This window comes from Marinomonas posidonica IVIA-Po-181 (genome assembly GCF_000214215.1).
Taxonomy (GTDB): Bacteria; Pseudomonadota; Gammaproteobacteria; order Pseudomonadales; family Marinomonadaceae; genus Marinomonas; species Marinomonas posidonica.
Genome location: NC_015559.1, coordinates 579,410 through 603,185, shown reverse-complemented (window position 1 = coordinate 603,185; position 23,776 = coordinate 579,410). Strand labels below are relative to the sequence as shown.

At 43.4% G+C, this 23,776-nt stretch carries 23 protein-coding genes and 1 tRNA gene; 16 read left to right on the top strand and 8 right to left on the bottom strand.

Features of this window, described 5'->3' with window-relative positions; genetic code table 11:
- Genes MAR181_RS02735 through MAR181_RS02695 form a run of 9 tightly spaced genes read left to right on the top strand, consistent with a single transcriptional unit; the run spans nucleotide 1 to nucleotide 8,600 of the window.
- Nucleotides 1–408, top strand: a complete 408-nt coding sequence (locus MAR181_RS02735) for an acyl-CoA thioesterase (RefSeq protein WP_013795090.1) — start codon at nucleotides 1–3, stop codon at nucleotides 406–408.
- Nucleotides 405–971, top strand: coding sequence for a LolA family protein (locus tag MAR181_RS02730; protein WP_013795089.1), 567 nt, complete (start codon nucleotides 405–407; stop codon nucleotides 969–971). Before MAR181_RS02735 ends, MAR181_RS02730 begins: the two co-directional genes overlap by 4 nt.
- Before the next feature lie 2 nt (nucleotides 972–973).
- Nucleotides 974–3,268, top strand: coding sequence for an MMPL family transporter (locus tag MAR181_RS02725; protein ID WP_013795088.1), 2,295 nt, complete (start codon nucleotides 974–976; stop codon nucleotides 3,266–3,268).
- Complete coding sequence (locus tag MAR181_RS02720) at nucleotides 3,261–4,499, top strand: NAD(P)/FAD-dependent oxidoreductase (RefSeq protein WP_013795087.1); 1,239 nt, start codon at nucleotides 3,261–3,263, stop codon at nucleotides 4,497–4,499. Before MAR181_RS02725 ends, MAR181_RS02720 begins: the two co-directional genes overlap by 8 nt.
- A 17-nt stretch (nucleotides 4,500–4,516) precedes the next feature.
- On the top strand, nucleotides 4,517–5,044 hold the full coding sequence (locus MAR181_RS02715) for a DUF3261 domain-containing protein (protein ID WP_013795086.1): 528 nt from the start codon (nucleotides 4,517–4,519) through the stop codon (nucleotides 5,042–5,044).
- Entirely contained in the window at nucleotides 5,041–6,207 is a 1,167-nt protein-coding gene (locus tag MAR181_RS02710; protein ID WP_013795085.1) for a beta-ketoacyl-ACP synthase, read from the top strand. The genes MAR181_RS02715 and MAR181_RS02710 overlap by 4 nt, the downstream gene beginning before the upstream one ends.
- Complete coding sequence (locus MAR181_RS02705) at nucleotides 6,207–6,650, top strand: hotdog family protein (RefSeq protein WP_013795084.1); 444 nt, start codon at nucleotides 6,207–6,209, stop codon at nucleotides 6,648–6,650. The genes MAR181_RS02710 and MAR181_RS02705 overlap by 1 nt, the downstream gene beginning before the upstream one ends.
- Before the next feature lies 1 nt (nucleotide 6,651).
- Entirely contained in the window at nucleotides 6,652–7,377 is a 726-nt protein-coding gene (gene fabG / locus MAR181_RS02700; RefSeq protein ID WP_013795083.1) for a 3-oxoacyl-ACP reductase FabG, read from the top strand.
- A complete protein-coding gene (locus MAR181_RS02695) occupies nucleotides 7,377–8,600 on the top strand; it encodes a beta-ketoacyl-ACP synthase (RefSeq protein ID WP_013795082.1) in 1,224 nt (407 codons plus the stop codon). The genes fabG and MAR181_RS02695 overlap by 1 nt, the downstream gene beginning before the upstream one ends.
- A gap of 92 nt (nucleotides 8,601–8,692) precedes the next feature.
- On the opposite strand, the gene MAR181_RS18020 is transcribed toward MAR181_RS02695, so the two are convergent.
- The gene (locus MAR181_RS18020; protein WP_049782693.1) at nucleotides 8,693–9,352 is read right to left on the bottom strand and encodes a 4'-phosphopantetheinyl transferase family protein; all 660 of its coding nucleotides are present in this window, start codon (nucleotides 9,350–9,352) and stop codon (nucleotides 8,693–8,695) included.
- Nucleotides 9,353–9,409: 57 nt separating this feature from the next.
- A tRNA-Arg gene (locus MAR181_RS02685) sits at nucleotides 9,410–9,486 on the bottom strand.
- A gap of 200 nt (nucleotides 9,487–9,686) precedes the next feature.
- On the opposite strand from MAR181_RS02685, the gene MAR181_RS02680 reads away from it, so the two are divergent.
- Nucleotides 9,687–10,040 carry a c-type cytochrome gene (locus MAR181_RS02680; protein ID WP_013795080.1) on the top strand — a complete coding sequence of 118 codons (354 nt, stop codon included), beginning with the start codon at nucleotides 9,687–9,689 and terminating at the stop codon, nucleotides 10,038–10,040.
- Here the strand turns inward: MAR181_RS02680 and rep are convergent.
- Entirely contained in the window at nucleotides 10,037–12,085 is a 2,049-nt protein-coding gene (rep, locus tag MAR181_RS02675; protein WP_013795079.1) for a DNA helicase Rep, read from the bottom strand. The genes MAR181_RS02680 and rep overlap by 4 nt on opposite strands.
- A 201-nt stretch (nucleotides 12,086–12,286) precedes the next feature.
- Here rep and MAR181_RS02670 point away from each other — a divergent pair, with 201 nt between their 5' ends.
- A complete protein-coding gene (locus MAR181_RS02670) occupies nucleotides 12,287–13,480 on the top strand; it encodes a TsoY family (seleno)protein (protein ID WP_013795078.1) in 1,194 nt (397 codons plus the stop codon).
- A gap of 53 nt (nucleotides 13,481–13,533) precedes the next feature.
- Here MAR181_RS02670 and MAR181_RS02665 read toward each other — a convergent pair whose 3' ends face one another.
- From MAR181_RS02665 to MAR181_RS02655, 3 genes are all read right to left on the bottom strand, one after another.
- Nucleotides 13,534–14,448, bottom strand: coding sequence for a bile acid:sodium symporter family protein (locus MAR181_RS02665; protein WP_013795077.1), 915 nt, complete (start codon nucleotides 14,446–14,448; stop codon nucleotides 13,534–13,536).
- 438 nt (nucleotides 14,449–14,886) lie between these two features.
- On the bottom strand, nucleotides 14,887–15,657 hold the full coding sequence (locus MAR181_RS02660) for a hypothetical protein (protein WP_013795076.1): 771 nt from the start codon (nucleotides 15,655–15,657) through the stop codon (nucleotides 14,887–14,889).
- 72 nt (nucleotides 15,658–15,729) lie between these two features.
- On the bottom strand, nucleotides 15,730–17,247 hold the full coding sequence (locus MAR181_RS02655; protein WP_013795075.1) for a YifB family Mg chelatase-like AAA ATPase: 1,518 nt from the start codon (nucleotides 17,245–17,247) through the stop codon (nucleotides 15,730–15,732).
- 128 nt (nucleotides 17,248–17,375) lie between these two features.
- On the opposite strand from MAR181_RS02655, the gene MAR181_RS02650 reads away from it, so the two are divergent.
- Nucleotides 17,376–17,597 (top strand): TIGR02450 family Trp-rich protein, encoded by a 222-nt coding sequence (locus tag MAR181_RS02650; protein ID WP_013795074.1) that lies wholly within the window; start codon nucleotides 17,376–17,378, stop codon nucleotides 17,595–17,597.
- 2 nt (nucleotides 17,598–17,599) lie between these two features.
- Here the strand turns inward: MAR181_RS02650 and MAR181_RS02645 are convergent, their stop codons facing one another.
- Entirely contained in the window at nucleotides 17,600–17,839 is a 240-nt protein-coding gene (locus tag MAR181_RS02645) for an accessory factor UbiK family protein (RefSeq protein ID WP_013795073.1), read from the bottom strand.
- Between the two features lie 477 nt (nucleotides 17,840–18,316).
- Here MAR181_RS02645 and glnK point away from each other — a divergent pair, with 477 nt between their 5' ends.
- From glnK to radA, 4 genes are all read left to right on the top strand, one after another.
- Nucleotides 18,317–18,655, top strand: coding sequence for a P-II family nitrogen regulator (gene glnK, locus MAR181_RS02640; RefSeq protein WP_013795072.1), 339 nt, complete (start codon nucleotides 18,317–18,319; stop codon nucleotides 18,653–18,655).
- A 37-nt stretch (nucleotides 18,656–18,692) separates the two neighbouring features.
- Nucleotides 18,693–19,955 (top strand): ammonium transporter, encoded by a 1,263-nt coding sequence (locus MAR181_RS02635; RefSeq protein ID WP_013795071.1) that lies wholly within the window; start codon nucleotides 18,693–18,695, stop codon nucleotides 19,953–19,955.
- A 439-nt stretch (nucleotides 19,956–20,394) separates the two neighbouring features.
- Nucleotides 20,395–21,924 carry a carbon-nitrogen hydrolase family protein gene (locus MAR181_RS02630; protein WP_013795070.1) on the top strand — a complete coding sequence of 510 codons (1,530 nt, stop codon included), beginning with the start codon at nucleotides 20,395–20,397 and terminating at the stop codon, nucleotides 21,922–21,924.
- 81 nt (nucleotides 21,925–22,005) lie between these two features.
- A complete protein-coding gene (gene radA, locus MAR181_RS02625; protein ID WP_041651123.1) occupies nucleotides 22,006–23,391 on the top strand; it encodes a DNA repair protein RadA in 1,386 nt (461 codons plus the stop codon).
- A gap of 85 nt (nucleotides 23,392–23,476) precedes the next feature.
- Here the strand turns inward: radA and MAR181_RS02620 are convergent, their stop codons facing one another.
- The gene (locus MAR181_RS02620) at nucleotides 23,477–23,758 is read right to left on the bottom strand and encodes a DUF1289 domain-containing protein (RefSeq protein ID WP_013795068.1); all 282 of its coding nucleotides are present in this window, start codon (nucleotides 23,756–23,758) and stop codon (nucleotides 23,477–23,479) included.
- Nucleotides 23,759–23,776 lie beyond the last annotated feature (18 nt).

The window sequence follows — 23,776 nt, the reverse complement described above, 5'->3', positions numbered from 1 at the left end:
ATGTTGGAACATGAGATTGAGCTTGAAATTCCATTTCATGATGTCGATGTAATGCATGTCGCATGGCACGGTCACTATGTAAAATATCTTGAAATTGCTCGCTGTGCATTACTAGAATCCATCCACTATAACTGTGACGAAATGGAACGAACTGGCTATGTGTGGCCAGTGATTGAACTCAACATTCGTTATGCTAAACCATTACGCTTCAAGCAAAAGATTCGTATATTGGCAAAAATGGTTGAATGGGAAAATCGTCTAAAAATCTCCTACACATTATTTGACAGTAAATCAGGTCAACGTCTAACTAAAGCCTATACCGTACAAGTGGCAGTAGATGCTGAGAACGGTGAAATGCTGTTCGCATCCCCGCAAATTTTATTTGATAAGTTGGGAGCGACTCAATGAGGGTTATTATCTTATTAGCGATGCTATATGGTAATTCTGTCTGGGCTGCATCCGTTCAAGAGTTAAAAGAATTAATGCAAACACCTCAACAACTTACAGGGTATTTCACCCAAAATAAATATCTGGCAGCAGTCGATGCATCATTAAAATCTTCCGGTACATTCTCATATAAATCTGGCACGGAAATCACATGGCACACTTTAAATCCGATTGAGAATACACTCACACTAACGCCAAACCAGATTATTAGTACCCATAATGGTCAAAGAATATCTATCATAGATGGTCAGGACAATCCTGTTGTGAAAATCTTCTCTGATCTATTTTTCGGTGTCATGACGGCGAACTGGGCATTATTACAAGAGTATTTTACCATTGATGTAACTCTATCTCAGGGCCAATGGCAAGCTCAGCTAATACCGATCGACACAAGTATTGCACAAGTGATTATACAAATAACGCTTTCTGGTACGGAACTTTTGCAGCATGTTGAATTAAGTGAAATAAATGGCAACACCACAACGATCTATTTCTCTAGCCTTGTGTCTAAGGGCTCTCATTAATCATGCAGAAGATCGCAGCATATATTTGGCTAACCTTCGTTATTGGCATTTGTTACGTTGCTTGGTTGAAAGAGCCGCACTTTGAATCCAGCATTACATCCTTACTACCGCAATCAGAGCAGAGCCAATACAGAGAAGATGCAGTACGCTCACAATCCGAAGCCATGGGTCAGCTTCTCACGTTGACAATACAACATCATAATGTTCAACAAGCGCAACAAGCCACCGAGACGATTCGAAACATACTCTCAGAGTCTAGCATTTTAATTGAACAATCTCCGAGCAGCCTACAACAACAGCCGATGAATGCTAAATATCGCTATAGCGTATTAAGCAGCCATGTCTATAAAAACCTTAAACATAAACAATTCGATAAGCAGTCAGCCTTCGCTTTAGGACAACTTTTTAATCCAGTTGCCAGCGCTCCAATAGACCTAATAAGGGATCCATTTAGTTTATATAGCAGCTACCTACAAGACAGTCCTGTCGTTGGACAATTCAAAATCCAACAAGGCTTGTTTCGCTTAACAACACAATCGGAACCTACCTTTGCATTGTTTTATCGTTTATCTGATAACGCTTTTTCACTTAGCACGCAAAGCCAGTTAGAACCGCTATTAGAGCGTATTATTGATTATAAGAAGACCAATAAAGTTGCTCTCAAAATGTCAGGTTTGGTGATCCATGCTAGTCACGGTACAAAACAGGCAAAGCAAGAAATTTCGACCATAGGTATCGGGTCATTAATTGGTATTATATTACTGATTTTAGTAACCTTCCGATGTTTAAAACCACTTTTGTATATATTGCTTCCGATCAGTATCGGAACTCTAATTTCGTTGGCCATCACGACCCTCATTTTCCCTCGAGTACATTTGATTACCTTTGCCTTTGGCGCAGGCTTAGTTGGTGTCGCTGTTGATTATTCGATGCATTATATCTGCGCCCAATCAGGACAGAAAAAAAACCGGTTATCCAAGGCCTTATTAGTCGGCTTGTTGCTGGGATTAATTTCAAGCGTATTAGCTTATGCGGGCCTTGCCTTAACACCATTCCCTGGTCTACGCCAAATAGCTGTATTTTCTAGTGTAGGCTTAATATCTTCTTGGATAACCGTCATTTTATGGTTACCACTGGCTAGTGACCTCACTCACATGACTTTGCATTCGCATATACTTAATATATGCCAACGCCTAACACCAACCTACTCACAACAGCGTCGTAAACTGGCTACTCTCATTATTTTAGTTTTATCATTTTTGGGTGCCTACATTATCTGCGTTACGCCAGCCAATGATGGCTTAAAATCCTTACAAACTTCGACATCTGACTTACTCAATGAAGATCGTGCTGTACAAAAGGCCATCGGCAATACCTATCAAAGTACCTTTTTGTTGATTACAGCCCCAGACCTTGAAGCACTCATCCAACAAGAAGAGCAAACTCGCCTGGCTCTTAATCACTTAAAAAAACAAGGGAAAATTGATAATTATCAATCAGTTAGTCAGTCTTTACCCTCTTACGTTCAGCAACAACGTAACTTAGAGCTGGTAAGTAAACTTTATGATTCCCAACTAACTTTATTGATGTCTCAAATCGGTGTCTCTCCAGATGTAACTGAGCAAGCGCAGCAATTCTTTAATCAAAACCAATCAATCCTAACCTTTGAGGTTTGGCAAAATAGTCCATTAGGGCAATTAATGGCAAACCAACTTATTCATCATGATGATGGATACTTTTCCAGCATAGTGCGTTTTCAGGGAAAAATCAGTGACTCTACTAAGCAGATTTTGAAACAATTCGCATCGGAATCAAGCTCAGTCGAATTTATTGATCCAATTGCCGACATAAGTAATACGCTTAAGCTCTATCGTATACAGCTGACCACATGCCTATTAGCCGCCTATTTAGTAGTTTCAGGGTTATTATTCATTCGTTACCGTAAAGAGCTCTGGAAGATTATTTTACCTCCGTTAGCCGCCTCTATCATCTCGTTTGCTATCGCGACATTAATCAATGGCGGTTATAACTTATTCAACATTACAGCACTGATTTTGGTATTTGGTATCGGCCTAGACATGGGCATTTTTATCAAAGAATCAAATGGAGCAATTCACACTTGGATAGCCGTCACCTTGTCGACTATAACCAGTTTATTAGCCTTTGGATTATTAATTTTAAGTAAAACCCCCGTGCTATATCAATTCGGAATCATAGTTCTACCTGGTTTACTTGTCGTATGGGTGTTAACGCCTTTTGTTCAACCCGTTTCTTATGGAAAAAATCGAAATGAATAATTTAAACGGAAATTTTGATGTGGCAATTATAGGTGCTGGCCCTTCAGGCGCAGTTGCAGCAGCCCAACTTGCTCGTAATGGACACAAGGTATTAGTGTTGGAAAAACAGCACTTTCCACGTTTTTCTATCGGGGAAAGTTTACTGCCACAGAGCATGGAATTACTAGAACAAGCAGGTATGCTTCAGGCTGTAGTTGAAGCTGGCTTCCAGTTTAAAAATGGTGCAGCCTTTGCTAATAAAGGACTATATGACTTTTTTGATTTTCGAGAAAAATTTTCTCCTGGCTGGGGTACAACCTATCAAGTACAACGTGCTCAATTCGACAAAATTCTCGCAGACTGCGCGACAAAAGATGGCGCTGAAATCCGCTATGGTCATGCAGTAGAAAGCTATACTGAGATAGATGACAACTCGGTACAACTGCACGTTTATGACGAACAACAAAACGAATACGACATTACTGCCAAATTTGTTCTTGACGCGAGTGGATTTGGTCGCGTGTTACCTAAGCTACTAAACCTTGAGAAAGAGTCCACGCTTTCAACACGAATTTCACTGTTTACCCACATTGAAGATCGTATCGGTCTTAAGTATTTTGACCGCAATAAAATTCTGATTTCAGTGCATCCAGAAAACAATGAAATTTGGTACTGGCTAATCCCATTTAGTGATGGCCGCGCGTCCGTTGGAGTGGTGTTACCACGCACGATATATGAACAGCATCAACATCAAGAAGACGCTGACATCCTAAAGTACTTCATTTATCAAACCGGAAAAATGTCCGAAAGCTTAACTGAAGCAGTATTTGATACGCCAGTTGGAAAGTTAGCAGGCTACTCTTCAGATGTAACACAAATGTCAGGCAAGCATTTTGCCCTATTAGGCAATGCTGGTGAGTTCCTTGACCCGGTATTTTCTTCAGGAGTGACCATCGCCCTAAAATCCGCAATATTGGCCGCAGAGACATTGGACAAGCAACTAAGAGGCGAGCAAGTTAACTGGAAAAATGATTTTGAACAACCACTCAAATTAGGAATAGACACTTTCCGTCAATTTGTTGAAGGCTGGTACGATGGCAGCTTGCAAACTGTCATTTTTACCAAAGATAAAAACCCTGCTGTCAAAGCAATGATCTGTTCCGTTCTTGCAGGTTATGCTTGGGATACCAGCAACCCATACGTAAAAAACCCAAAACGCCTTCATGTACTGGCTCAATTATGTCAAAAATAGCAAAAAGCATTACTATCATGACCATATATTTGGGCCTAACAGCTTGTAGCCTGTTCCACAGTTCAGCACCCCAGCGGCCTGAGCCTGTTTTGCTTGCTCCAACAAAAGCTATGCCAGAAGAGTTGCTGAAACAAAGCCTCATACTGAATAGCCCTCAGCAATCAGATAGTTTCATTGCAGTACTACGTTTAACCCATAAAAAAACCAGTTTGGTCGCGTTAACTTTGTCAGGACAACCGTTCCTGACACAAAACTTTGATGGTCAAGCTTGGTCCAGCGAGAACGTTTCTGGCCAAGCATTACCGGAGCAAGAAATTTTTAGCATGATGCAATTTGCTCTATGGCCAGAGTCACAAATAAAACAAAGTTATCGAGAACAAGATGGCTGGAAACTGGAATTACATGGTGAGACTCGCACGGCTTACTATCATAATTATCCATATTTTGTAGTCGAAAAAACGAACGAGCACACCGTGATAAAACACAAAATGGCTAACTATCAAATAACCATAAATACTTTTGAAAAGGAGCGATTGGCCCAATGAAACAATGTTATCTGAATGCCATGGGTATGATTAGCGCCTTAGGTGACGGTACTGATATTACATTGAAGCAACTGCAATATGGTCAGCCACAACTAACCTACAGCAATGCCTATCATAATGGCCCCCCTCTTCCGCTGGGGCTTATTCAGCAATCTCTTAACACACTTCCTTTACACGATAAAAAGTGGAAAAGTCGAAATAACCAATTGACTTGGCATATAGCTCAACAATTTCAACCTGAAATTGAAGCTGCTATTGCTAAGTTTGGAGCAGACCGTATTGGTGTGGTCATTGGCACCTCTACCTCAGGTATTGCTGAAAGCGAAAGCCATATGAGAACTATGGCAAACATTGGTACTATGCCCGAGGAATACCATTATCATTTACAAGAAATGGGGGCTCCAGCAGATTTCCTCGCACAAACTTTCGGAATATCAGGTCCCACCTTCGGCATTTCTACCGCCTGTTCCTCAGGCGCCAAAGCTCTAGCTTCTGCACGCCGTTTAATTCGCGCAGGTATTTGTGACGTCGTCATTGCAGGCGGTGTCGACACCATTTGTCGTTTAACCGTGCAAGGTTTTTCATCCTTAGAAGCGGTAAGTACAGAACCTTGCAATCCATTCAGTTCTAACCGGAACGGTATTAATATTGGAGAAGGCGGAGCTCTATTTCTAGTATCCGCCGAGGCTAGTGATATTGCTTTAACTGGAATAGGTGAAAGCTCAGATGCGCACCATATTTCAGCACCAGATCCGTCCGGTTTAGGTGCTATTCGTAGTATGTCTAATGCATTAGACGATGCGGGAATTACAGCCACTGCAATTGATTACATCAACTTGCACGGCACCGCAACACCACTTAACGATCAAATGGAATCAATCGCGGTAAATGAACTGTTTTCGAAAAACACTCTTTGTAGCTCTACTAAACCTTATACTGGACATACATTAGGAGCAGCAGGAGCTTTGGAGGCAGCGATTTGTGTTCTGGCACTACGCCAAAACTTCCAGCCAGAACACATTTGGGATGGTTCAAATGACCAAGAACTCCCAATACTAAATTTTGCTCCGGCTAGCTCTTACCATCCTATGCGTTTCGCCCTAAGCAATTCATTTGCCTTTGGCGGCAATAACATTACACTCATTTTAGAACGGATTTCCTAATGCAAATTTACAGTGTTGATGAACTAGTGCCTCACTCAGGGCGAATGAGTTTACTCAGTCGTGTCATACAAGTTGAAGAAGACACATTATTCGCAGAAGTTGATATCCATAAATCAGCTACTTTCGCCGAATCTAATGGAGTCCCTGCATGGGTAGGTTTAGAATACCTTGCACAAGCTATTGGCGCTTATGCTGGTTATCAAGAACGCACCCAAGGTGGAGCGCCTAAGATTGGCTTTTTACTAGGCACACGAAAATACACAAGCAACTGCGAATACTTCCCCTTAGGCACTACTTTAACCCTTAAAGTCACACGAAATATGCAAGCCGAAAACGGTTTAAGTACATTTGATGGTGAGCTGTATACTGATGGCATTAACGCTAGTGCTCGATTAAATGTATTCCAACCAGACAACGCCGAAGAATTTTTAAAGGAAGTTTAACGTGAGTAATATGGTATTAGTAACGGGTTCAAGCCGAGGTATAGGCAAAGCTATTGCCCTTCGCTTAGCCAAAGATGGTTATGACATTGTTTTGCATTGCCGTAGCAATGTAACTGAGGCAGAAAAAGTAGCACAACAAATCGAAACAATAGGACAGCAGGCACGCGTTCTTCAGTTTGATATCAGCGATCGCGAATCAGCAAGCCAAACATTGGAACAAGACATGGATAAACATGGAGCATACTACGGTGTAGTTTGTAACGCAGGTATTGCCCGTGATAATGCTTTTCCCGCTATTCCAGGACATGAATGGGATGAAGTACTGCGCACAAACCTAGATGGTTTCTATAATGTTTTGCATCCTATATCTATGCCAATGATCCGCCGCCGTCAACCCGGTCGTATTGTAACATTGTCTTCCGTATCGGGAGAAATGGGAAATCGCGGTCAAGTGAATTATAGTGCCGCAAAAGCGGGTATTATTGGAGCAACAAAAGCCCTAGCAGTAGAACTCGCCAAACGTAAAATCACAGTAAACTGTGTCGCACCAGGTTTCATCGAAACAGATATGACTGACGACCTGTTAGTAGAAGAAGCGCTTAAAATGATTCCTATGCAACGAGCTGGCTTACCAAACGAGGTCGCAGGCGCAGTTAGCTTTTTAATGTCTGAAGACGCAGCTTATATTACACGTCAAGTCATCTCAATAAATGGTGGTATGTTCTAATGAAAAGAGTGGTAGTAACAGGAATGGCGGGGGTCTCGCCAATTGGAAATGACTGGCCAACCATAGAAGAAAACTTACGTTCCCAGAAAACAGGGATTGTGCACCTACAAGATTGGCAAAAGTATGATGGCTTAAATACGCGTTTAGCAAGTCCTGTTATGGACTTCTCTATGCCAAAGCACTATACCCGCAAAAATTTACGAAGCATGGGACGTGTCGCTCAAATGGCAGTTTTCAGTGCAGAGCTTGCCCTTCAAGATGCCGGCTTGCTTGGATCTGAGCTAGTTGGTAGTGGAAAAATGGGCGTGGCATTCGGCTCATCTGCAGGTGATACACTTTCATTCATCGATTTTGGTAATATGCTTACCAACAACTCAGTCGATGGCTTAAATGCTAACTCTTACATTAAAATGATGTCCCATACCACACCAGTAAACATTGGTGTGTACTTCGGTTTACAAGGACGAGTCCTAACTACATCAAGCGCTTGCACATCGGGTAGCCAAGGTATTGGCCTCGCCTACGAAGCCATCAAATATGGCATGCAAACAGCAATGATTGCAGGAGGCAGTGAAGGCCTTTGCGCTACCGAAGCCGCAGTATTTGACACTTTATACGCAACGAGCACAAAAAACGATACCCCAGAACTGACACCGCGTCCATTTGACCGTGATCGTGATGGGTTAGTTATTGGTGAAGGTTGTGGTGCGTTGATTCTTGAAGAATATGAACATGCCAAAGCACGAGGAGCTGAAATCTACGCTGAGATTGTTGGTTTTGGCACAAACTCAGATGGCAGCCATGTCACGCAACCTAGCGCAGAGACCATGGCAAAGGCCATTCAAATGGCACTCGACGATGCGCAATTAGATAAATCTCAGATTGGTTACATTAATGCCCATGGTACAGCCACAGATCGTGGTGACATAGCAGAAAGTAATGCCACCGAAACTGTAATGGGATCTGGCACCCCTATTAGTTCAACAAAAAGCTACATTGGACACACGTTAGGTGCCTGTGGTGCATTAGAAGCATGGTGGTCTATTGAGATGATGCGCAACAACTGGTTCTGCCCTACTGTCAACCTAGATAATATTGATGAAGCTTGTGGTAAACTCGACTATATAATGCATGATGGTCGCTCAATTCATACAGATTACATTATGAGCAACAATTTTGCCTTTGGTGGAGTGAATACCTCACTTATTATAAAAAGGTACTAATAATATTTTTAGACCTAACAAAATTAGTCTAATCTGTTGATAAATTATTAGTAATAGAACTGTAGAGTCTAGTAAACGCCTCTTCAATTCTATTACTTTACCGCGATAGCCATTGCGTATCCCCCACTCAAACAAGAAAAAAATACCACACTCCCCTGGAAGCTGTTTATAGCGATATTAGCTAACGATAAACCTGGCTGTTCATGCTTAGGCAATGATTTAAATATCGCTTCCTTTGAAACCCAAAGGTTATAGAAATACTTTTTTTGATGATCAACACTTTGATGATCAAAGTCTTTCAATTCTCTACTTGTCATGAAAAGTTTGGCCATATCCCTATAATTATCCCTTCTTTTCATCAACTCAACATCAACTCCGACAGGAAAATCAGAGACAGCAACAACAATAGCATCACTGCTATGAGACAATGATAAAAAGAAATTCTCTTTAGAATTTAATAATACAGGGCCATATTCAGTATCTCTATAACTATCAAGTAAAAACGCCTTTGATTTAAGCGATAAGATCAATTTATTTATTAAAATTCGACTCCAAAGATATTCCATGCGCCGTTTTTCAGACTTTATTTTATTAAAATAATTTAATTGTTTTGGTATAAGATAATTAACACAATTCTCTGGTGAATTTAGATTGCATTTACTTAAGTCTAATAATGAGATTGAAATCATAAATTTATGGAACCTTGAAGCAAGCAAAAGATTAAAACTTTTTGAAATCATAAATTTGATCATGCCAAAATCTATAGAAGATCAAACAAAAAAATAAAATTTTAATTTTATTAATATAAATGGCACGCCCGAAAGGATTTGAACCTTCGACCTTCGCCTCCGGAGGGCGACGCTCTATCCAGCTGAGCTACGGGCGCATTAGACACTTTTGATCGACCGATCAGAAGTAAATAGGAGTGCGTATTCTAAAGGAAATCACGCAGGATGCCAGTGCTTAATCACAGAAAAATGGGTGATTCATCCAAGTAGCTTGATCCGTTGCATTTACCTAATCGTAAAACTGGCCGATAATTCATCCATATCCCCTTACGCTGGACTTTATAGGAAACCAATCTTCATGCTTTATCAAAGCGTTAAGCACCATACCGTCTTTTCTCAGATCGCCATACTCTTCATCATAATGACTGGCATGACAGTGAGTTCCGCGGCATTGAGTGCAAGTGGTTCCACCGCACGATCGGGCGGTAAGCTATTTAATACGTTTTGCGTGGCTTGTCACATGCAAGGTGTTGCGGGGGCACCAAAACTGGGAAACTCAGCGGATTGGCTACCTAGAAGAGAGAAAGGCATGCCAACCTTGTTAAAGCATGCTATTGAAGGATTAAATGCCATGCCACCAAGAGGTATGTGTTCCAATTGCAGTGATGACGAAATTCAAGCCGCAATTCAATTCATGCTAGACAATAGTTAATCGTTCAGCATGGCCTTCAATGCGGATAACGAGGCTTGACCGCGCTCTTTTCTCGCACTTTCGCCTTCATCGCCACGGCCTTCCCACACCAAATCCTCTTCTGGCAATTCATCCAAAAAACGACTTGGGAGACAGTCAATTTCTTCGCCGTATTGTCGGCGCTTTGCAGCCAAGGTAATGCATAAGCTCCGCTTCGCTCGAGTAATCCCCACATAAGCAAGACGGCGCTCTTCTTCAATGTCATCGTTTTCAATACTATTACGGTGCGGCAGTAACTCTTCTTCACAGCCAATCAAAAAGACATGGGGATATTCCAACCCTTTGGAAGCGTGTAAGGTCAGCAATTGCACCTTGTCTTCGTCTTCCTCTTCTTCTTGTCGCTCTAACATATCGATTAACAGAAGCTTACTGATGGCTTGATCCAGCTCCGCACTGTCGTCTTCTTCCCAAGCGGATTCCATCATGCGCTGAATGGAATCCAGTAAAAAACGTACGTTTTCAATGCGTCGCTCGGCGGCTTTGGTTGAGGAACTTTGTTCTTGTATCCAGCCGTAATAATCCATGTCATGGATCATTTGTTCTATCACAGGAACAGGTGAAGTCCCTTGCAAGCGTTGGCGTAAGGTTGACATCCAGCGCTCAAAATCTTGCAAACTTTTTAGAGAGCGACCCGTCACAGTGTCTTCCAGCTCTTTATACCCAGAGGCTTCGAATAAGCTGACTTGACGCGCATTGGCAAGATTGCCTACTTTTTCCAAGGTCGCTGGACCAATTTCTCGACGCGGTAAATTCACCACTCGCAAAAACGCATTATCATCCGCAGGGTTTACCAAAAGGCGTAAATAGCCCATCAGGTCCTTAATCTCAGCACGAGAGAAGAAGGAAGTGCCACCGTTCATCTTGTAAGGGATGCGATAGGCTTGCAGTTTAATTTCCAGTAATCGTGCTTGATGGTTGCCTCGATAGAGAATGGCAAAATCTCGATAGGGTATGTCGTGACGCAAGTGACGAGATTGGATTTCGGCTGCAACACGTTCGGATTCGGCATCTTCATTGCGCGTCACCATAACTCGAATCGGATCGCCTAACCCCAAGTCACTCCACAAAGACTTATCGTACACGTGTGGGTTATTGGCTATTAACGTGTTGGCGGCTTTCAGTATGATTTTGGTCGAACGGTAATTCTGCTCCAGTTTGACCAGTTTCAAATTCGGATAGTCTACCGATAAGCGCTCTAGGTTTTCTGGTCGAGCACCACGCCATGCGTAAATGGATTGGTCATCGTCCCCCACTAAGGTGAAACAACGACGGAAGCCAGCCAAGAGACGAATCAACTCGTACTGACTGGCATTGGTATCCTGACACTCATCCACCAGAAGGTAACGTACTTTCTTTTGCCACTTATCTCTTAACTCTTCATCCGACATTAAGAGGCTAACAGGCAACAGAATCAAATCATCGAAATCCACGGCATTGTAAGCCCGAAGGTAACGCTGATATTGAACGTACACTTGTGCTGCGAGAAGGTATTCCTCTGTGTCCGCATTGGTCATGGCCTCTTGCGGCGTGGTCAGATCATTCTTCCAATTGGAAATAGTATGCTGACAATGAGCAGCGGAATCCGTTTGACCATTAAACTCTTTGTCTAAAATTTCTTTAATCAACGACAGGGAGTCTTGCGAATCAAACAGAGTAAAACCTTCTTTTAAACCAACTCGACGATACTCTCGACGTAAAATACGCAGTCCCAAATTGTGAAATGTCGAAATACTCAGACCTCGGCTTTCTTCTTTGCTCAGCATTCCCACCACACGTTCTTTCATTTCTCGTGCCGCTTTGTTAGTAAAGGTGACGGCGATAATGCTGCTGGCCTTAAAACCGCAAGTTTGAATCAGGTAGGCAATTTTCGTGGTGATTACGCTGGTTTTACCCGATCCCGCACCGGCCAACACAAGCAAAGGCCCGTCAATCTGCTTCACTGCTTCGAGTTGGCGATCATTTAGATTGCGCATGCGTTGTGATATAGAAGGTAAGGATTCACTCATATGGGCTCACAGCTGAACGGATAAAAGCTACATTCTACACCAGAGAAGAGCCAAGGTTCGATACAAACACAACATCGATCACTATATTAGTAAAATCTAATTTGATTGATCTTTGTCAAAGATAGGCATTTTAAATGAGCAGATCAGAGTAAAGTAAATTATATTAGATTTACCTAATATAATTTACTTAGGAGGCGAATCATGATTCGCAAGAACCCAAACATTCAATATCATCCAAGTTACTGGCTAGCGGCACTTGGCGCGGGCGGTACTTCAGTCAGCTTTTTTATGTATCTTATGTGGTTAATTCCCCATCAAGCAACGCCGATACCAACCTATGCAGATTGGAATGCACAGCTGCTCAAAGGAGACCTGCTATCCGTCATGACTCTATTGGCCCTCATAGGCATCTTCCTTTTTGCCCTGCTGCATTTGCTTTTGTTAATTTGGAACATTATCGAAAGCTACCAGCATAAAGCGGAGTTAAAGGCACTCGACAATACCCCTGCAGAATTGCAAAAAATGGCCATACCACTCACCTTAGCGATGACGGTTAATGTCTTTTTTATATTGGGGGCTTTGTTTGTACCTGGTCTATGGAGCCTGGTTGAGTTCCTATTTCCTGGTGCATTATTCGCTTTTGCCATCATTGCTTATGTCGCCAGTCAACAGTTTACCCGTTATATGAGTCATATGATCAGTGATGGTGGATATCGCAGCCAAGAGCATAACCATTTATCTGGCCTCATCAGTGTCTTCACCTTTGCCATGCTCGCTGTTGGCTTTGCTGCGGCTGCAGCTATGTCTCATGTCGCCGCGACTGTTGCCATCGCAACGACCTTGAGCTTGGCATTTATGACCTTTGCGATTTTGCTGGGCATCCTTTTCTTGGTAAAAGGCATCACCGCGATGATGCAACATGGTTTAGCGCAGCCAGCCTCTCCCAGTATCTGGATGCTGATTCCAATCCTTACTCTTCTAGCCATTACTTGGGTCAGACTGTCACATGGACTTAGCCATCACTTCGGCATAGAAAGTCATGCTGGACAACTCTTTGTACCTTTAAGCCTACTTTTTACACTGCAAATTGGCGTACTAGCCTTGGGCTATAAGGTCATGAAGAAAAATGGCTACCTAACGTCTTACTTATATGGCGACAAGGAAAGTCCGGTGAGCTTTGGTCTGATTTGTCCTGGTGTCGCACTCTTTGTAATGGGTATGTTCTGGTGGCACATTGGTTGGGTGAAAACGGGCATAATTGATCAATTTAGCCCGATATATTGGCTTGGCATTATGGCGTTATTGATTATTCAAATCGTTACCATTATGTCACTTATTAAACTCACTAAAAAACTCTTACGCCATCCAATTGGTCAACCAATAGCGCAGGCTTAGTACGAACAAAACGGGTAGCCAAGCTACCCGTTTTCCTAACCGAAATATAGCAATTATGATTCGGTTTTATCCACCGAACGACGGCTCCAATAACTGGCCAGCAACGAACCAGAAATATTATGCCAAACGCTAAAAATCGTGCCTGGTAATGCCGCCATAGGTGTAAAGAATTTCACCGCTAATGCCGCCGCCAAACCAGAGTTTTGTAAACCCACTTCAAACGCAATGGTACGACACACACGAGCATCAAAACCCAAGGCTTTGGTGACCCAATAACCTAATAAAAAACCAATACTGTTATGAATAATCACCGCCGCTGCGACAATCAATCCTACCTGAACAATTTTTGACGCACTCAATGCCACCACAATTGCAATAATTAACACAATCACGAACATGGAAATATAAGGGAATGCAACTTCAGCTTTGCGCACATATTTAGCGAAGAAAGTATTAATCAAAACGCCAGCGGCTACCGGTAACAAAACAATTTTAAACAGACTCCACAACATGGACAGGACAGGAACATCAACACTCTGGCCTATCATCAAAGACACCAGTAAAGGCGTTAAAACCACACCTAGCAAAGTCGAAATGGCCGTCATGGAAATAGACAGCGCCGTGTCACCTTTCGCTAGGTAGCACATTACGTTTGAAGCGGTACCACCAGCCACGCTACCAACCAGTAACATGCCAACCGTCAGTTCGTTACCAAATCCAAACGCAAACGCCACCCCGAAAGCCGCTATTGGCATCACTAAAAACTGCAGCAATACACCAACCGCCACTGCTTTAACGTTTTTAAGCACCTGTTTAAAATCACTCGGGCTAAGGGTTAATCCCATTGCCAGCATGATCACTGTAAGAAGAGGAATAATTTGAGACTTCAAACCAACGAACATCTCTGGTTGAAAAAAAGCCAATACTGAAAGCAAAATAGCCCAAAGAGGAAATAACTGAATCACCATATATTTAAACTCCATTTTGACAACATCATGTCCAACACATGGCTGCCATTCATTATTATTGATTCCCAATTTATGCCTTTCAATCCATTCCATTTCTAGGGAAGGTGCGAAGCTCTTTTTATTCTTTGTTAAGCTTGTTGCCAATATACTGATATTGGACGGTCAAACTTGCCTCGAATAAAAAAGAGTTATTCCCACGCTGACCCCTATATGGATGTAGGGGATTAGAGCAGCGCATAACCACAAGGATGTGGTGTACGCAGGAGCGGTTGCCGAGGAGCACCTTGCCCTAGCCAGTGAACTTGTTCGTACCTTCCCTAGGAAGAAAGAGTCTCCAGAACACAAAAGTAATTGTTCTGCAAAGGAGAAAGCAAAACGGGTGGCAAAATTGTAACCAAATGCTGTGTTGAAAAATAGGGAACTGAAAAATAGCGAAGATTAAAAAGACAACAACAGGGACACACCCCATTCATTAGAAGAGTGATCAGCAGTATTCGCTGCTAAACCGGTTTCATCAGCATCTTTTGCTTGCCAATATTTGTAAAAGGGTTCAATCACAATCGCACCACCATCTGGGTTCAAGAAACGTTGTAACTGAAGATAAAAGTGGTAGCCACGCGCATTTGATAAATCGGTTTCTATTGCTCGATACCCTTCAGATGCAGAGAGTCGTGTTTCATTTCTCGCCAACAGCACGATATCGTACTCAATTCGCGCACCTAACACCCAACTTGCTTCACTTACCAACTCTTGAAATTCGATACCAATGGGGTTGTAAAAATACACTTGTTGGCTCTTATAGCCTTCAATTAACGTAGTAGACACTTGTCCTCGGGAGTCCAATAGAGAACGTCGGTAACCCAATCCCAAATAAGGCGTAATTCGGTAACTGTCATTCACATACAAAGCTCGACCAATCATACTTCTTAGGTCATATACCTCATTTTTCACTGACTCAATTTTACCTGCGCCTTTTTGGCTAATTTGATCACTGGCATAAGACACATCGATGAATAGAACAGAAAAGCTGTAATAGGAAGAGTAACGAGCGTGTAAGCCGGTCAGAACGCCATATTGGCTCACCTCATCGTGCTCACTATAGTCCATATAGGACATATAGGGACCCAGTTCAAGATCAAAGCCTCGGTCGTTCGCTATCACTGATGATCCCGTTAAAATACCTAGCAATGTTAAACTGAGCTTCATCATAATGAGGTCTCGTTTGTTTAATGCTTCTTGTCAGTACTCACTATAGACCATATCAAGCTGACCATGAAACCATCAGCTCGACAAAACGGATGCCAATGTCTTCTCCATCTTACGATAACTAAGAGATTCCATTAAATGCGCTCTGGTCACAGCAGAGTCATTCAAATCCGCCAAGGTTAAGGCGACTTTTAACACTCGATGATAAGCTCGTGCTGATAGTTTCAGCGTATCCAAGGCTTGCTGCATAAAATGTTTATCATCATCACTCAAGGCGCAAATCGCTTCTAGTTGACGACCACTTAACAAGGCATTTTGAACACCTTGTCGAGCTCTTTGTCTCGCCACCGCTTGCTCCACTCGTACACGAATGCTGTCACTGGACTCTCCCTCTTCCCGCACATTCACCAACACATCAGACGGTAATGGCGGTACTTCCACATGCAAATCAATGCGGTCCAAAAAAGGGGCTGAGAGTTTTTTTAAATATTTTTGACTGGCCTTAGATTGATAATACTCTTGCTCCCCATGATACGCTTCATTACTGGCATTCATCGCGGCAACTAATTGAAATCTGGCAGGAAAAGTCACCTGCCCACGGGCTCGTGAAATGTGCACTTCGCCATTTTCCAGAGGCTCTCTCAGTACTTCCAACACCTTGCGGTCGAACTCGGGTAATTCATCTAAAAATAACACGCCACAATGCGCTAGCGACGCTTCACCGGGTTTTGGTATTGAGCCACCACCGACTAAGGCGGCAGCCGAGCAAGAATGGTGAGGCGAACGAAAAGGTCGCTCTGACCAATGCCAATCTTGCCCCATTTTACGACCTGCAACGGATTGCACAGACGCCACAGACAAGGCTTCGGCTTCGGTCATCTGCGGCATAATACTGGGAAGCCGAGATGCCAACATGGTTTTACCTGTGCCTGCTGGACCAATAAACAACAAATTATGACCACCAGCAGCCGCCACTTCTAACGCTCGTCTTGCTTGATATTGCCCTTTCACATCACGCATGTCATTAAAGGCTTGTTGTGAAGGAAGATCCATTTCAGGACGCCCCTGACAAAGAGGTAGTGCACTTTGTTTAAGTAAATGCGCTGTCACTTGCGTTAAATGCTTGGCAAAAATGGAGTGACCTTCTACTAGTGCGGCTTCAGCTTGATTGTCTGCCGGAAGAATCAATTGCCGATTCGATTGATAACAAGCAATCGCTGACGGTAATAAACCAGAAACACCTCGAATATCTCCCGATAAAGCCAACTCGCCAATAAATTCCATATTACCTAAATTTAACTCTCCAAGCTGTCCGGATGCCACCAATACACTGATGGCAATGGCTAAATCGTAACGTCCACCTTCTTTGGGTAAATCGGCTGGGGCGAGGTTAATGGTTACTCTACGGGTGGGAAATTCAAAATGACTGTTGATAATGGCACTGCGTACTCTATCTTTGGCTTCTCGAACAGCTGCTTCGGGTAAGCCGACAATATTAAGAGAAGGCAGACCATTGGAAATGTGAGTTTCAACAGTAACAAGAGGGGATGCCACGCCAACACGGGCGCGACTGTAGATAGTCGCTAAACTCATGATCACTCCTTGATCGTTTGATAATGTTCTCGCTAAGTCATCTAACTCAGCGTTTTTCACGTATATCTAATAGGTGGTTCTTACTTTTAGAACAACAAGTTAACAATAACGGATTAACAAGGTGAAACATGCCAAAGCATCAAATTAACCCGAATAAATTATTACTGTCTAAATGGACATCCAATTCACCACAACAAAGAGAAAAGCACTTTATTGTGACAAAACTCATCCATGATGAAGACGACAAGGTAATCGAATGTGTATTGGAGGCCGTTATCAATCACCAACAATATAGATTACCTTGGCAATCCCTTTGCTCAACGGAACGGTGGCAACAAGGCTGGAAGTAAGCTTATTGATCTTTTTCCAATTCCGCCAAACGCGTTTCCAAAGCCGTTAGTTTCTCTCGGTATTTGGCCAACATCGCTGCCTGTACTTCAAACTCTTCACGGGTCACTAAGTCCATTTTACTTAAGGTGGTTTGCGCCACTTGATGCAATTGGGCTTGAATTTCTTCTTTCGGCAACTTACCTAAGGTTTCCACTGCCTGCTCCAAACCAGTGCCTAATTGTTTAATAAATTGATCAATCATTTTACTCTCATTGCTCCCCAATAGGGCTTGGTTAATTAAATACCGATAATTTGCTTAGTATAGTGGTCGAGTAAAGGTACAAACAAGCTCAGTGATGAATTCATTCACGCCTTCTTTTTGTGCGATGACAAATTGATTTTGACCATTTAGTTATCATTCAAAGGAATTATACACCCCCAGCTAGTTGATCCCGCTAACCTCTATTTCTTTATTGGGAGCAAGTAGATAGAGTGACAAAAAGTGATAATGTCATTTTATGGATGATTTTTCGCACCAATTTGAGGCAGTACACGTTTAGTGCACCCCAATATGCTGCACTAAATCAATTCATTTCATGCCCTTTTTAATTTCAATAAGCCGACAAAATCCTTACAAAGCCCTTGCCGCTTGGACTGTTGAAGAGATGGCACGCATATTGAATATAGACATCTACCTGCGATACGACAATAAAACTGACTTTTAAAGGAGACAGTGGGTATGAAGCTTATTACTGCCATCATCAAGCCATTTAAACTCGATGATGTTCGAGAAGCGCTTTCTGAAATCGGTGTTCAAGGCATCACAGTAACAGAAGTGAAAGGGTTCGGACGTCAAAAAGGCCACACAGAACTATACCGCGGCGCGGAATACGTTGTGGACTTTCTACCTAAGGTAAAAATCGAGCTAGCCATTGCAGACGATATGACAGACCAAGTGGTTGAAGCCATTAGTGGTGCTGCAAATACTGGCAAAATCGGCGACGGTAAAATCTTTATCGTTAACCTTGAGCAAGCGGTTCGTATTCGTACCGGCGAAACTGGCGTAGAAGCCGTTTAATACGGTTCGAATATTTTAGCCTTTAGGGGGGCGAAACATGCAAGATCAAATTTTTCACTTACAATATGCCATGGACACCTTCTACTTCTTGGTGTGTGGTGCACTGGTTATGTGGATGGCAGCTGGATTTGCCATGTTGGAAGCGGGTTTAGTACGAGCTAAAAACACCACTGAAATCCTAACAAAGAACGTCGCGCTATTTGCGATCTCTTGTATCATGTACCTAGTTTGTGGTTACTCAATCATGTACGGCGGTACTTGGTTCCTAACGGGTATTCAAGATGTAGACGTTGCTTCTACTCTAACTGACTTTGCTGGCCGTGATGGCGGTTTTGAAGGCGGTTCTATCTACTCTGGCGCTTCTGACTTCTTCTTCCAAGTGGTATTCGTAGCAACGGCTATGTCTATCGTTTCGGGTGCAGTTGCTGAGCGTATGAAACTATGGTCTTTCCTAATCTTCGCGGTGGTAATGACAGCGTTCATCTACCCAATGGAAGGTTCTTGGACTTGGGGCGGCAACGATGTATTCGGTATGTTCAACCTAGGTGACTTAGGTTTCTCTGACTTTGCTGGTTCTGGTATCGTTCACATGGCGGGTGCAGCAGCAGCCCTTGCTGGTGTCCTTGTACTAGGTGCTCGTAAAGGCAAATACGGTCCTAACGGTGAAGTACGTGCCATTCCTGGTGCTAACCTACCTCTAGCGACACTAGGTACATTCATCCTTTGGATGGGTTGGTTCGGTTTCAACGGTGGTTCTGTATTGAAACTGGGCGACATTGCCAACGCTAACTCTGTTGCTATGGTCTTCCTAAACACGAACGCAGCAGCAGCTGGTGGCGCGATCGGTGCCCTTCTTCTAGCTCGTATCCTATTCGGTAAAGCCGATCTTACAATGCTACTTAACGGTGCACTAGCCGGTCTGGTTGCGATCACGGCAGAACCTTCTACTCCTTCTGCTCTAGGTGCTACGTTAATCGGTGTTGTTGGTGGTCTGATCGTTGTAATGTCTATCCTAACGCTTGATAAGCTGAAAATTGATGATCCAGTTGGTGCCATCTCTGTACACGGTGTGGTTGGTGTTTGGGGCCTACTTGCTGTGCCACTAACAAACGACGGTGCAAGCTTCAGCGGTCAAATCGCAGGTGCATTAACTATCTTTGTCTGGGTATTCGTCACTAGCTTGGTAGCTTGGTTAATCATCAAAGCCATCATGGGTGTCCGTGTCAGCGAAGAAGAAGAATACGAAGGTGTTGATTTATCTGAATGTGGTATGGAAGCATACCCAGAATTCAAAAAATAACAGACCTTTCAAGTATCTCTTACTTAACTGAGTAAGATCCAAACCCTCGCTTCGGCGGGGGTTTTCTGTTTTAGGAAAAGATATAAGCAAGGGATTGAAAAGAAATTTTAACGCCTTATCACTTAATACACGTTATTATCAGATTTTATCGAGAACATAAGGGAAGGTGTAATCAAGTCTTCCGAACTTCAGTCTTATCAGAGAAGCACTCTATCAAGGCATGAGTGGCAAGAATGTTAATACCTTTCAACCACTCTTAAGAATAAAGACCTTTTCTCTGAAAGACCCAAAGGGCGTGGATTAAACTCTCTTTATTCTTTGTTAAGCTTCTTGCCAATATTGGACTACGAAACTTGCCTCGAATAGAAGAGAGCTTTCCACAGGCTGAAGCCAGAGGACTTGTTCGCATCTCCCCAAAGCTCAAAGGGGCTCACTCAACATGCGTGAAGATTTACACTTAAAAATTCGCAACATCACCAACCAAGATTACACCCAAGTAAAAACCCTCATGGATAAGGTGTACCACGACATTGGTGGAGCTTGGCCTGAGCATACTATTCACAAACTGATTAAAGACTTTCCAGAAGGTCAGATCTGTCTGGAAGATCACGGTGAAATCGTCGGCATTGCCCTGTCAGTCCAAGTTAATTACCACCGTTTCAGTAACCCGCATACTTACGATGATCTTGTGGACCAAAAAGAAAACATCCTCAATGATCGCCTTGGTGATGCCATGTACGGCCTAGATGTTTTAATCGCACCGGAATACCGAGGTTATCGTCTCGGTCGTCGTTTATACGAAGCACGAAAGGAGCTGTGCCGTCAGCACAACTTACGTGCCATTCTGGCCGGTGGTCGCATTCCAAATTACCACGAACACGCTCACGAGATGACACCAGCCGAATACCTGGAAGCCGTGCGAGAGCGTAAGATTTATGATCCAATTCTCACCTTCCAGCTATCAAACGATTTTCAGGTCACTCGTTTATTAAAACGCTATATGCCGGAAGACGAAAAATCCCAAGGTTACGCCACCCTTTTAGAATGGAAAAATATCTTTTTTTCACCGGAAACCACCGTCATTAAATCCAGAAAGACACAGGTTCGAATCGGTGCGATTCAATGGCAAATGCGCGAAGTAGAAAGTGTCGACGAACTGCTCACACAAGTAGAGTATTTTGTCGATGCGGTATCCGATTACAAAAGTGACTTTGTTCTGTTTCCGGAATTTTTCAACGCCCCTTTAATTGGTTTAAGCCCGGATCAAAGTAACCAAACGGAAGCAATCCGCTTTCTCGCCAGCTACACAGACCGCTTTAAAAATGAAATGTCACAGCTGGCAGTGAGCTATAACATCAACGTTATTACAGGCTCTATGCCTTTAATGGAAGATGACACTCTCTACAATGTCAGCTATCTATGTCGTCGTGATGGCACCGTCGAAGAGCAAAAGAAAATTCACATCACGCCTCATGAACGTCGCGACTGGATCATTGAAGGCGGCCATGATCTCAAAGTATTTGATACCGACGCAGGCCGAGTGGGTATTTTAATTTGTTACGATGTGGAATTCCCTGAATTAGGTCGTTTACTGGCGTCTCAAGACATGGACATTCTGTTCGTCCCCTTCTGGACCGACACTAAAAATGGCTATCTTCGTGTTCGCCGCTGCGCACAAGCACGCGCTATTGAAAACGAATGTTATGTGGTCATTTGTGGTAGCTGTGGCAACCTTCCTCAAGTTGAAAACCTAGACATCCAATACGCCCAAAGTTCAGTGTTTTCACCGTCTGACTTCTCTTATCCACATGATGCTGTGATGGCCGAAACAACCCCAAATACAGAGATGATCATGTTCTCAGATTTGGACTTAGATAAACTCAAACTGACACGCAGCGAAGGTTCTGTGAACAATTTAAAAGACCGCCGAACCGACCTTTATTCACTTAATTGGAAGCATACTAAGTAAGGTTTCAGCTGTGATAACATGGACGTTATTTCCAATAAGCTGGGCAAATACGCCCAGCTGACTTATGACAAAGAGAATCTAATGGCTAAAGCAAAAACCGCCTTTGTGTGCAATGAATGCGGCGCAGATTATGCGAAATGGCAAGGTCAATGCCAAGCGTGTGGCGCGTGGAATTCACTCTCTGAAATCCGTTTAACCTCCGGCAAAACCTCCGCTCGTGTGGCCGCGAGTCAAGACGCACGAACATTGGGTTATGCTGGAGCCACTACCGGCATTCAAAATTTATCCGATGTTGATCTCGGTGATGTGCCACGCTTTAGTTCCGGTGCCAGTGAATTCGATCGTGTTTTAGGGGGTGGCTTAGTCCCTGGTGGTGTGGTCTTGATTGGCGGTCATCCCGGCGCAGGGAAAAGTACCTTATTACTACAAACTATGTGCTGGCTTGCGCAACAACAAACGGCTCTGTATGTCACAGGTGAAGAATCCTTGCAACAAGTCGCCATGCGAGCGAATCGTCTTGGTTTACCAACGCAAAACCTTAAAATGCTGTCGGAGACCAATGTTGAAGCCATTATGACAGTGGCACAACAGGTTAACCCTAAAGTCATTGTCATTGACTCGATCCAAGTCATGCACCTTGATGGTATTGAATCCGCTCCTGGCAGTGTGTCACAGGTTCGCGAAAGTGCCGCTGTGTTAACTCGCTTTGCCAAACAAACTCAAACTGCCGTCTTATTAGTTGGGCACGTTACCAAAGATGGTACCCTAGCAGGCCCTAAAGTCTTAGAGCATATGGTCGATTGCTCCGTGCTACTCGAAGGCTCAGAAGATTCACGTTTTCGTACTTTACGCGGCATGAAAAACCGTTTCGGCGCGATTAATGAGTTAGGCGTGTTTGCGATGATGGAAAACGGCTTAAAAGAAGTCAAAAATCCCAGTTCCATCTTTTTAAACCGCAGCAATCAACCTGCCGCTGGCAGTTTAGTGATGGTGGTGTGGGAAGGTACGCGTCCTTTACTAGTGGAACTGCAAGCATTAGTCGATGATTCTGCCCTTGGCAACCCTCGTCGCGTTACCGTGGGCTTTGATCATAATCGCTTGGCCATGCTATTGGCCGTTCTACACAAACATGGTGGCCTACTAACCTCTGATCAAGATGTGTACCTAAATGTCGTAGGCGGTGTGAAAGTATTAGAAACCAGCGCCGATTTGGCCGCCATTGCCGCGGTTGTTTCCAGTTTCCGAGATCAAATACTGCCTCATGATCTCGTTGTACTAGGGGAAGTGGGACTTTCGGGAGAGATTCGCCCAGTCCCATCCGGCCAAGAACGCATCAGTGAAGCGGCGAAACACGGTTTTACCAAAGCCGTGGTACCAAAAGCGAATTGCCCTAAGAAACCCATTGAGGGAATGGAAGTCATTGGAGTGGAACGTCTCTCTCAAGCCTTGGAAGCCATTTTTGGTTAATCAGAAGAAAATCGTTTAGTGCTGTCATTGCCTGAATGAAACGCTTCATTTTATTTAGGCGAGCAATCCAGCAGCTGAGACACAATCAGTTCAACCCAGACAACAAATCCTCGACAGGCTCATCCTCCATACCATAAGGAAGGGCTCTGTCGGATTGGGCATCTAGCCTTTCTTGACGGGCTTTTAACAAGCGTACTCGGCGTTGTTTGCAAAGCTCCAGGATATGAAATCTTGCCTCATTAGAAAGAGAGAACCAATGAAAGCGTTCATCTCGACTCCGCAAACAGCCTTTACAAAAACCTTTAGCACTGTTTTCGCAAATACCCTTGCAAGGGCTTTCGATGACAAATAACTCGATTTGTTCCATATCGCCCCCACTCAACAT

Excerpts from the sequence above, each read along its gene's own strand:
- glnK (WP_013795072.1), top strand. The coding sequence starts at position 18,317 with ATGAAGCTTATTACTGCCATCATCAAGCCATTTAAACTCGATGATGTT.
- MAR181_RS02645 (WP_013795073.1), bottom strand. The coding sequence starts at position 17,839 with ATGATTGATCAATTTATTAAACAATTAGGCACTGGTTTGGAGCAGGCA.
- MAR181_RS18020 (WP_049782693.1), bottom strand. The coding sequence starts at position 9,352 with ATGATCAAATTTATGATTTCAAAAAGTTTTAATCTTTTGCTTGCTTCA.
- MAR181_RS02635 (WP_013795071.1), top strand. The coding sequence starts at position 18,693 with ATGCAAGATCAAATTTTTCACTTACAATATGCCATGGACACCTTCTAC.
- radA (WP_041651123.1), top strand. The coding sequence starts at position 22,006 with ATGGCTAAAGCAAAAACCGCCTTTGTGTGCAATGAATGCGGCGCAGAT.
- MAR181_RS02720 (WP_013795087.1), top strand. The coding sequence starts at position 3,261 with ATGAATAATTTAAACGGAAATTTTGATGTGGCAATTATAGGTGCTGGC.
- MAR181_RS02715 (WP_013795086.1), top strand. The coding sequence starts at position 4,517 with ATGACCATATATTTGGGCCTAACAGCTTGTAGCCTGTTCCACAGTTCA.
- MAR181_RS02735 (WP_013795090.1), top strand. The coding sequence starts at position 1 with ATGTTGGAACATGAGATTGAGCTTGAAATTCCATTTCATGATGTCGAT.
- rep (WP_013795079.1), bottom strand. The coding sequence starts at position 12,085 with ATGAGTGAATCCTTACCTTCTATATCACAACGCATGCGCAATCTAAAT.
- MAR181_RS02710 (WP_013795085.1), top strand. The coding sequence starts at position 5,041 with ATGAAACAATGTTATCTGAATGCCATGGGTATGATTAGCGCCTTAGGT.
- MAR181_RS02705 (WP_013795084.1), top strand. The coding sequence starts at position 6,207 with ATGCAAATTTACAGTGTTGATGAACTAGTGCCTCACTCAGGGCGAATG.
- MAR181_RS02660 (WP_013795076.1), bottom strand. The coding sequence starts at position 15,657 with ATGATGAAGCTCAGTTTAACATTGCTAGGTATTTTAACGGGATCATCA.
- MAR181_RS02620 (WP_013795068.1), bottom strand. The coding sequence starts at position 23,758 with ATGGAACAAATCGAGTTATTTGTCATCGAAAGCCCTTGCAAGGGTATT.
- MAR181_RS02655 (WP_013795075.1), bottom strand. The coding sequence starts at position 17,247 with ATGAGTTTAGCGACTATCTACAGTCGCGCCCGTGTTGGCGTGGCATCC.
- MAR181_RS02665 (WP_013795077.1), bottom strand. The coding sequence starts at position 14,448 with ATGGTGATTCAGTTATTTCCTCTTTGGGCTATTTTGCTTTCAGTATTG.
- MAR181_RS02630 (WP_013795070.1), top strand. The coding sequence starts at position 20,395 with ATGCGTGAAGATTTACACTTAAAAATTCGCAACATCACCAACCAAGAT.
- MAR181_RS02680 (WP_013795080.1), top strand. The coding sequence starts at position 9,687 with ATGCTTTATCAAAGCGTTAAGCACCATACCGTCTTTTCTCAGATCGCC.
- MAR181_RS02695 (WP_013795082.1), top strand. The coding sequence starts at position 7,377 with ATGAAAAGAGTGGTAGTAACAGGAATGGCGGGGGTCTCGCCAATTGGA.
- MAR181_RS02670 (WP_013795078.1), top strand. The coding sequence starts at position 12,287 with ATGATTCGCAAGAACCCAAACATTCAATATCATCCAAGTTACTGGCTA.
- MAR181_RS02725 (WP_013795088.1), top strand. The coding sequence starts at position 974 with ATGCAGAAGATCGCAGCATATATTTGGCTAACCTTCGTTATTGGCATT.
- MAR181_RS02730 (WP_013795089.1), top strand. The coding sequence starts at position 405 with ATGAGGGTTATTATCTTATTAGCGATGCTATATGGTAATTCTGTCTGG.
- MAR181_RS02650 (WP_013795074.1), top strand. The coding sequence starts at position 17,376 with ATGCCAAAGCATCAAATTAACCCGAATAAATTATTACTGTCTAAATGG.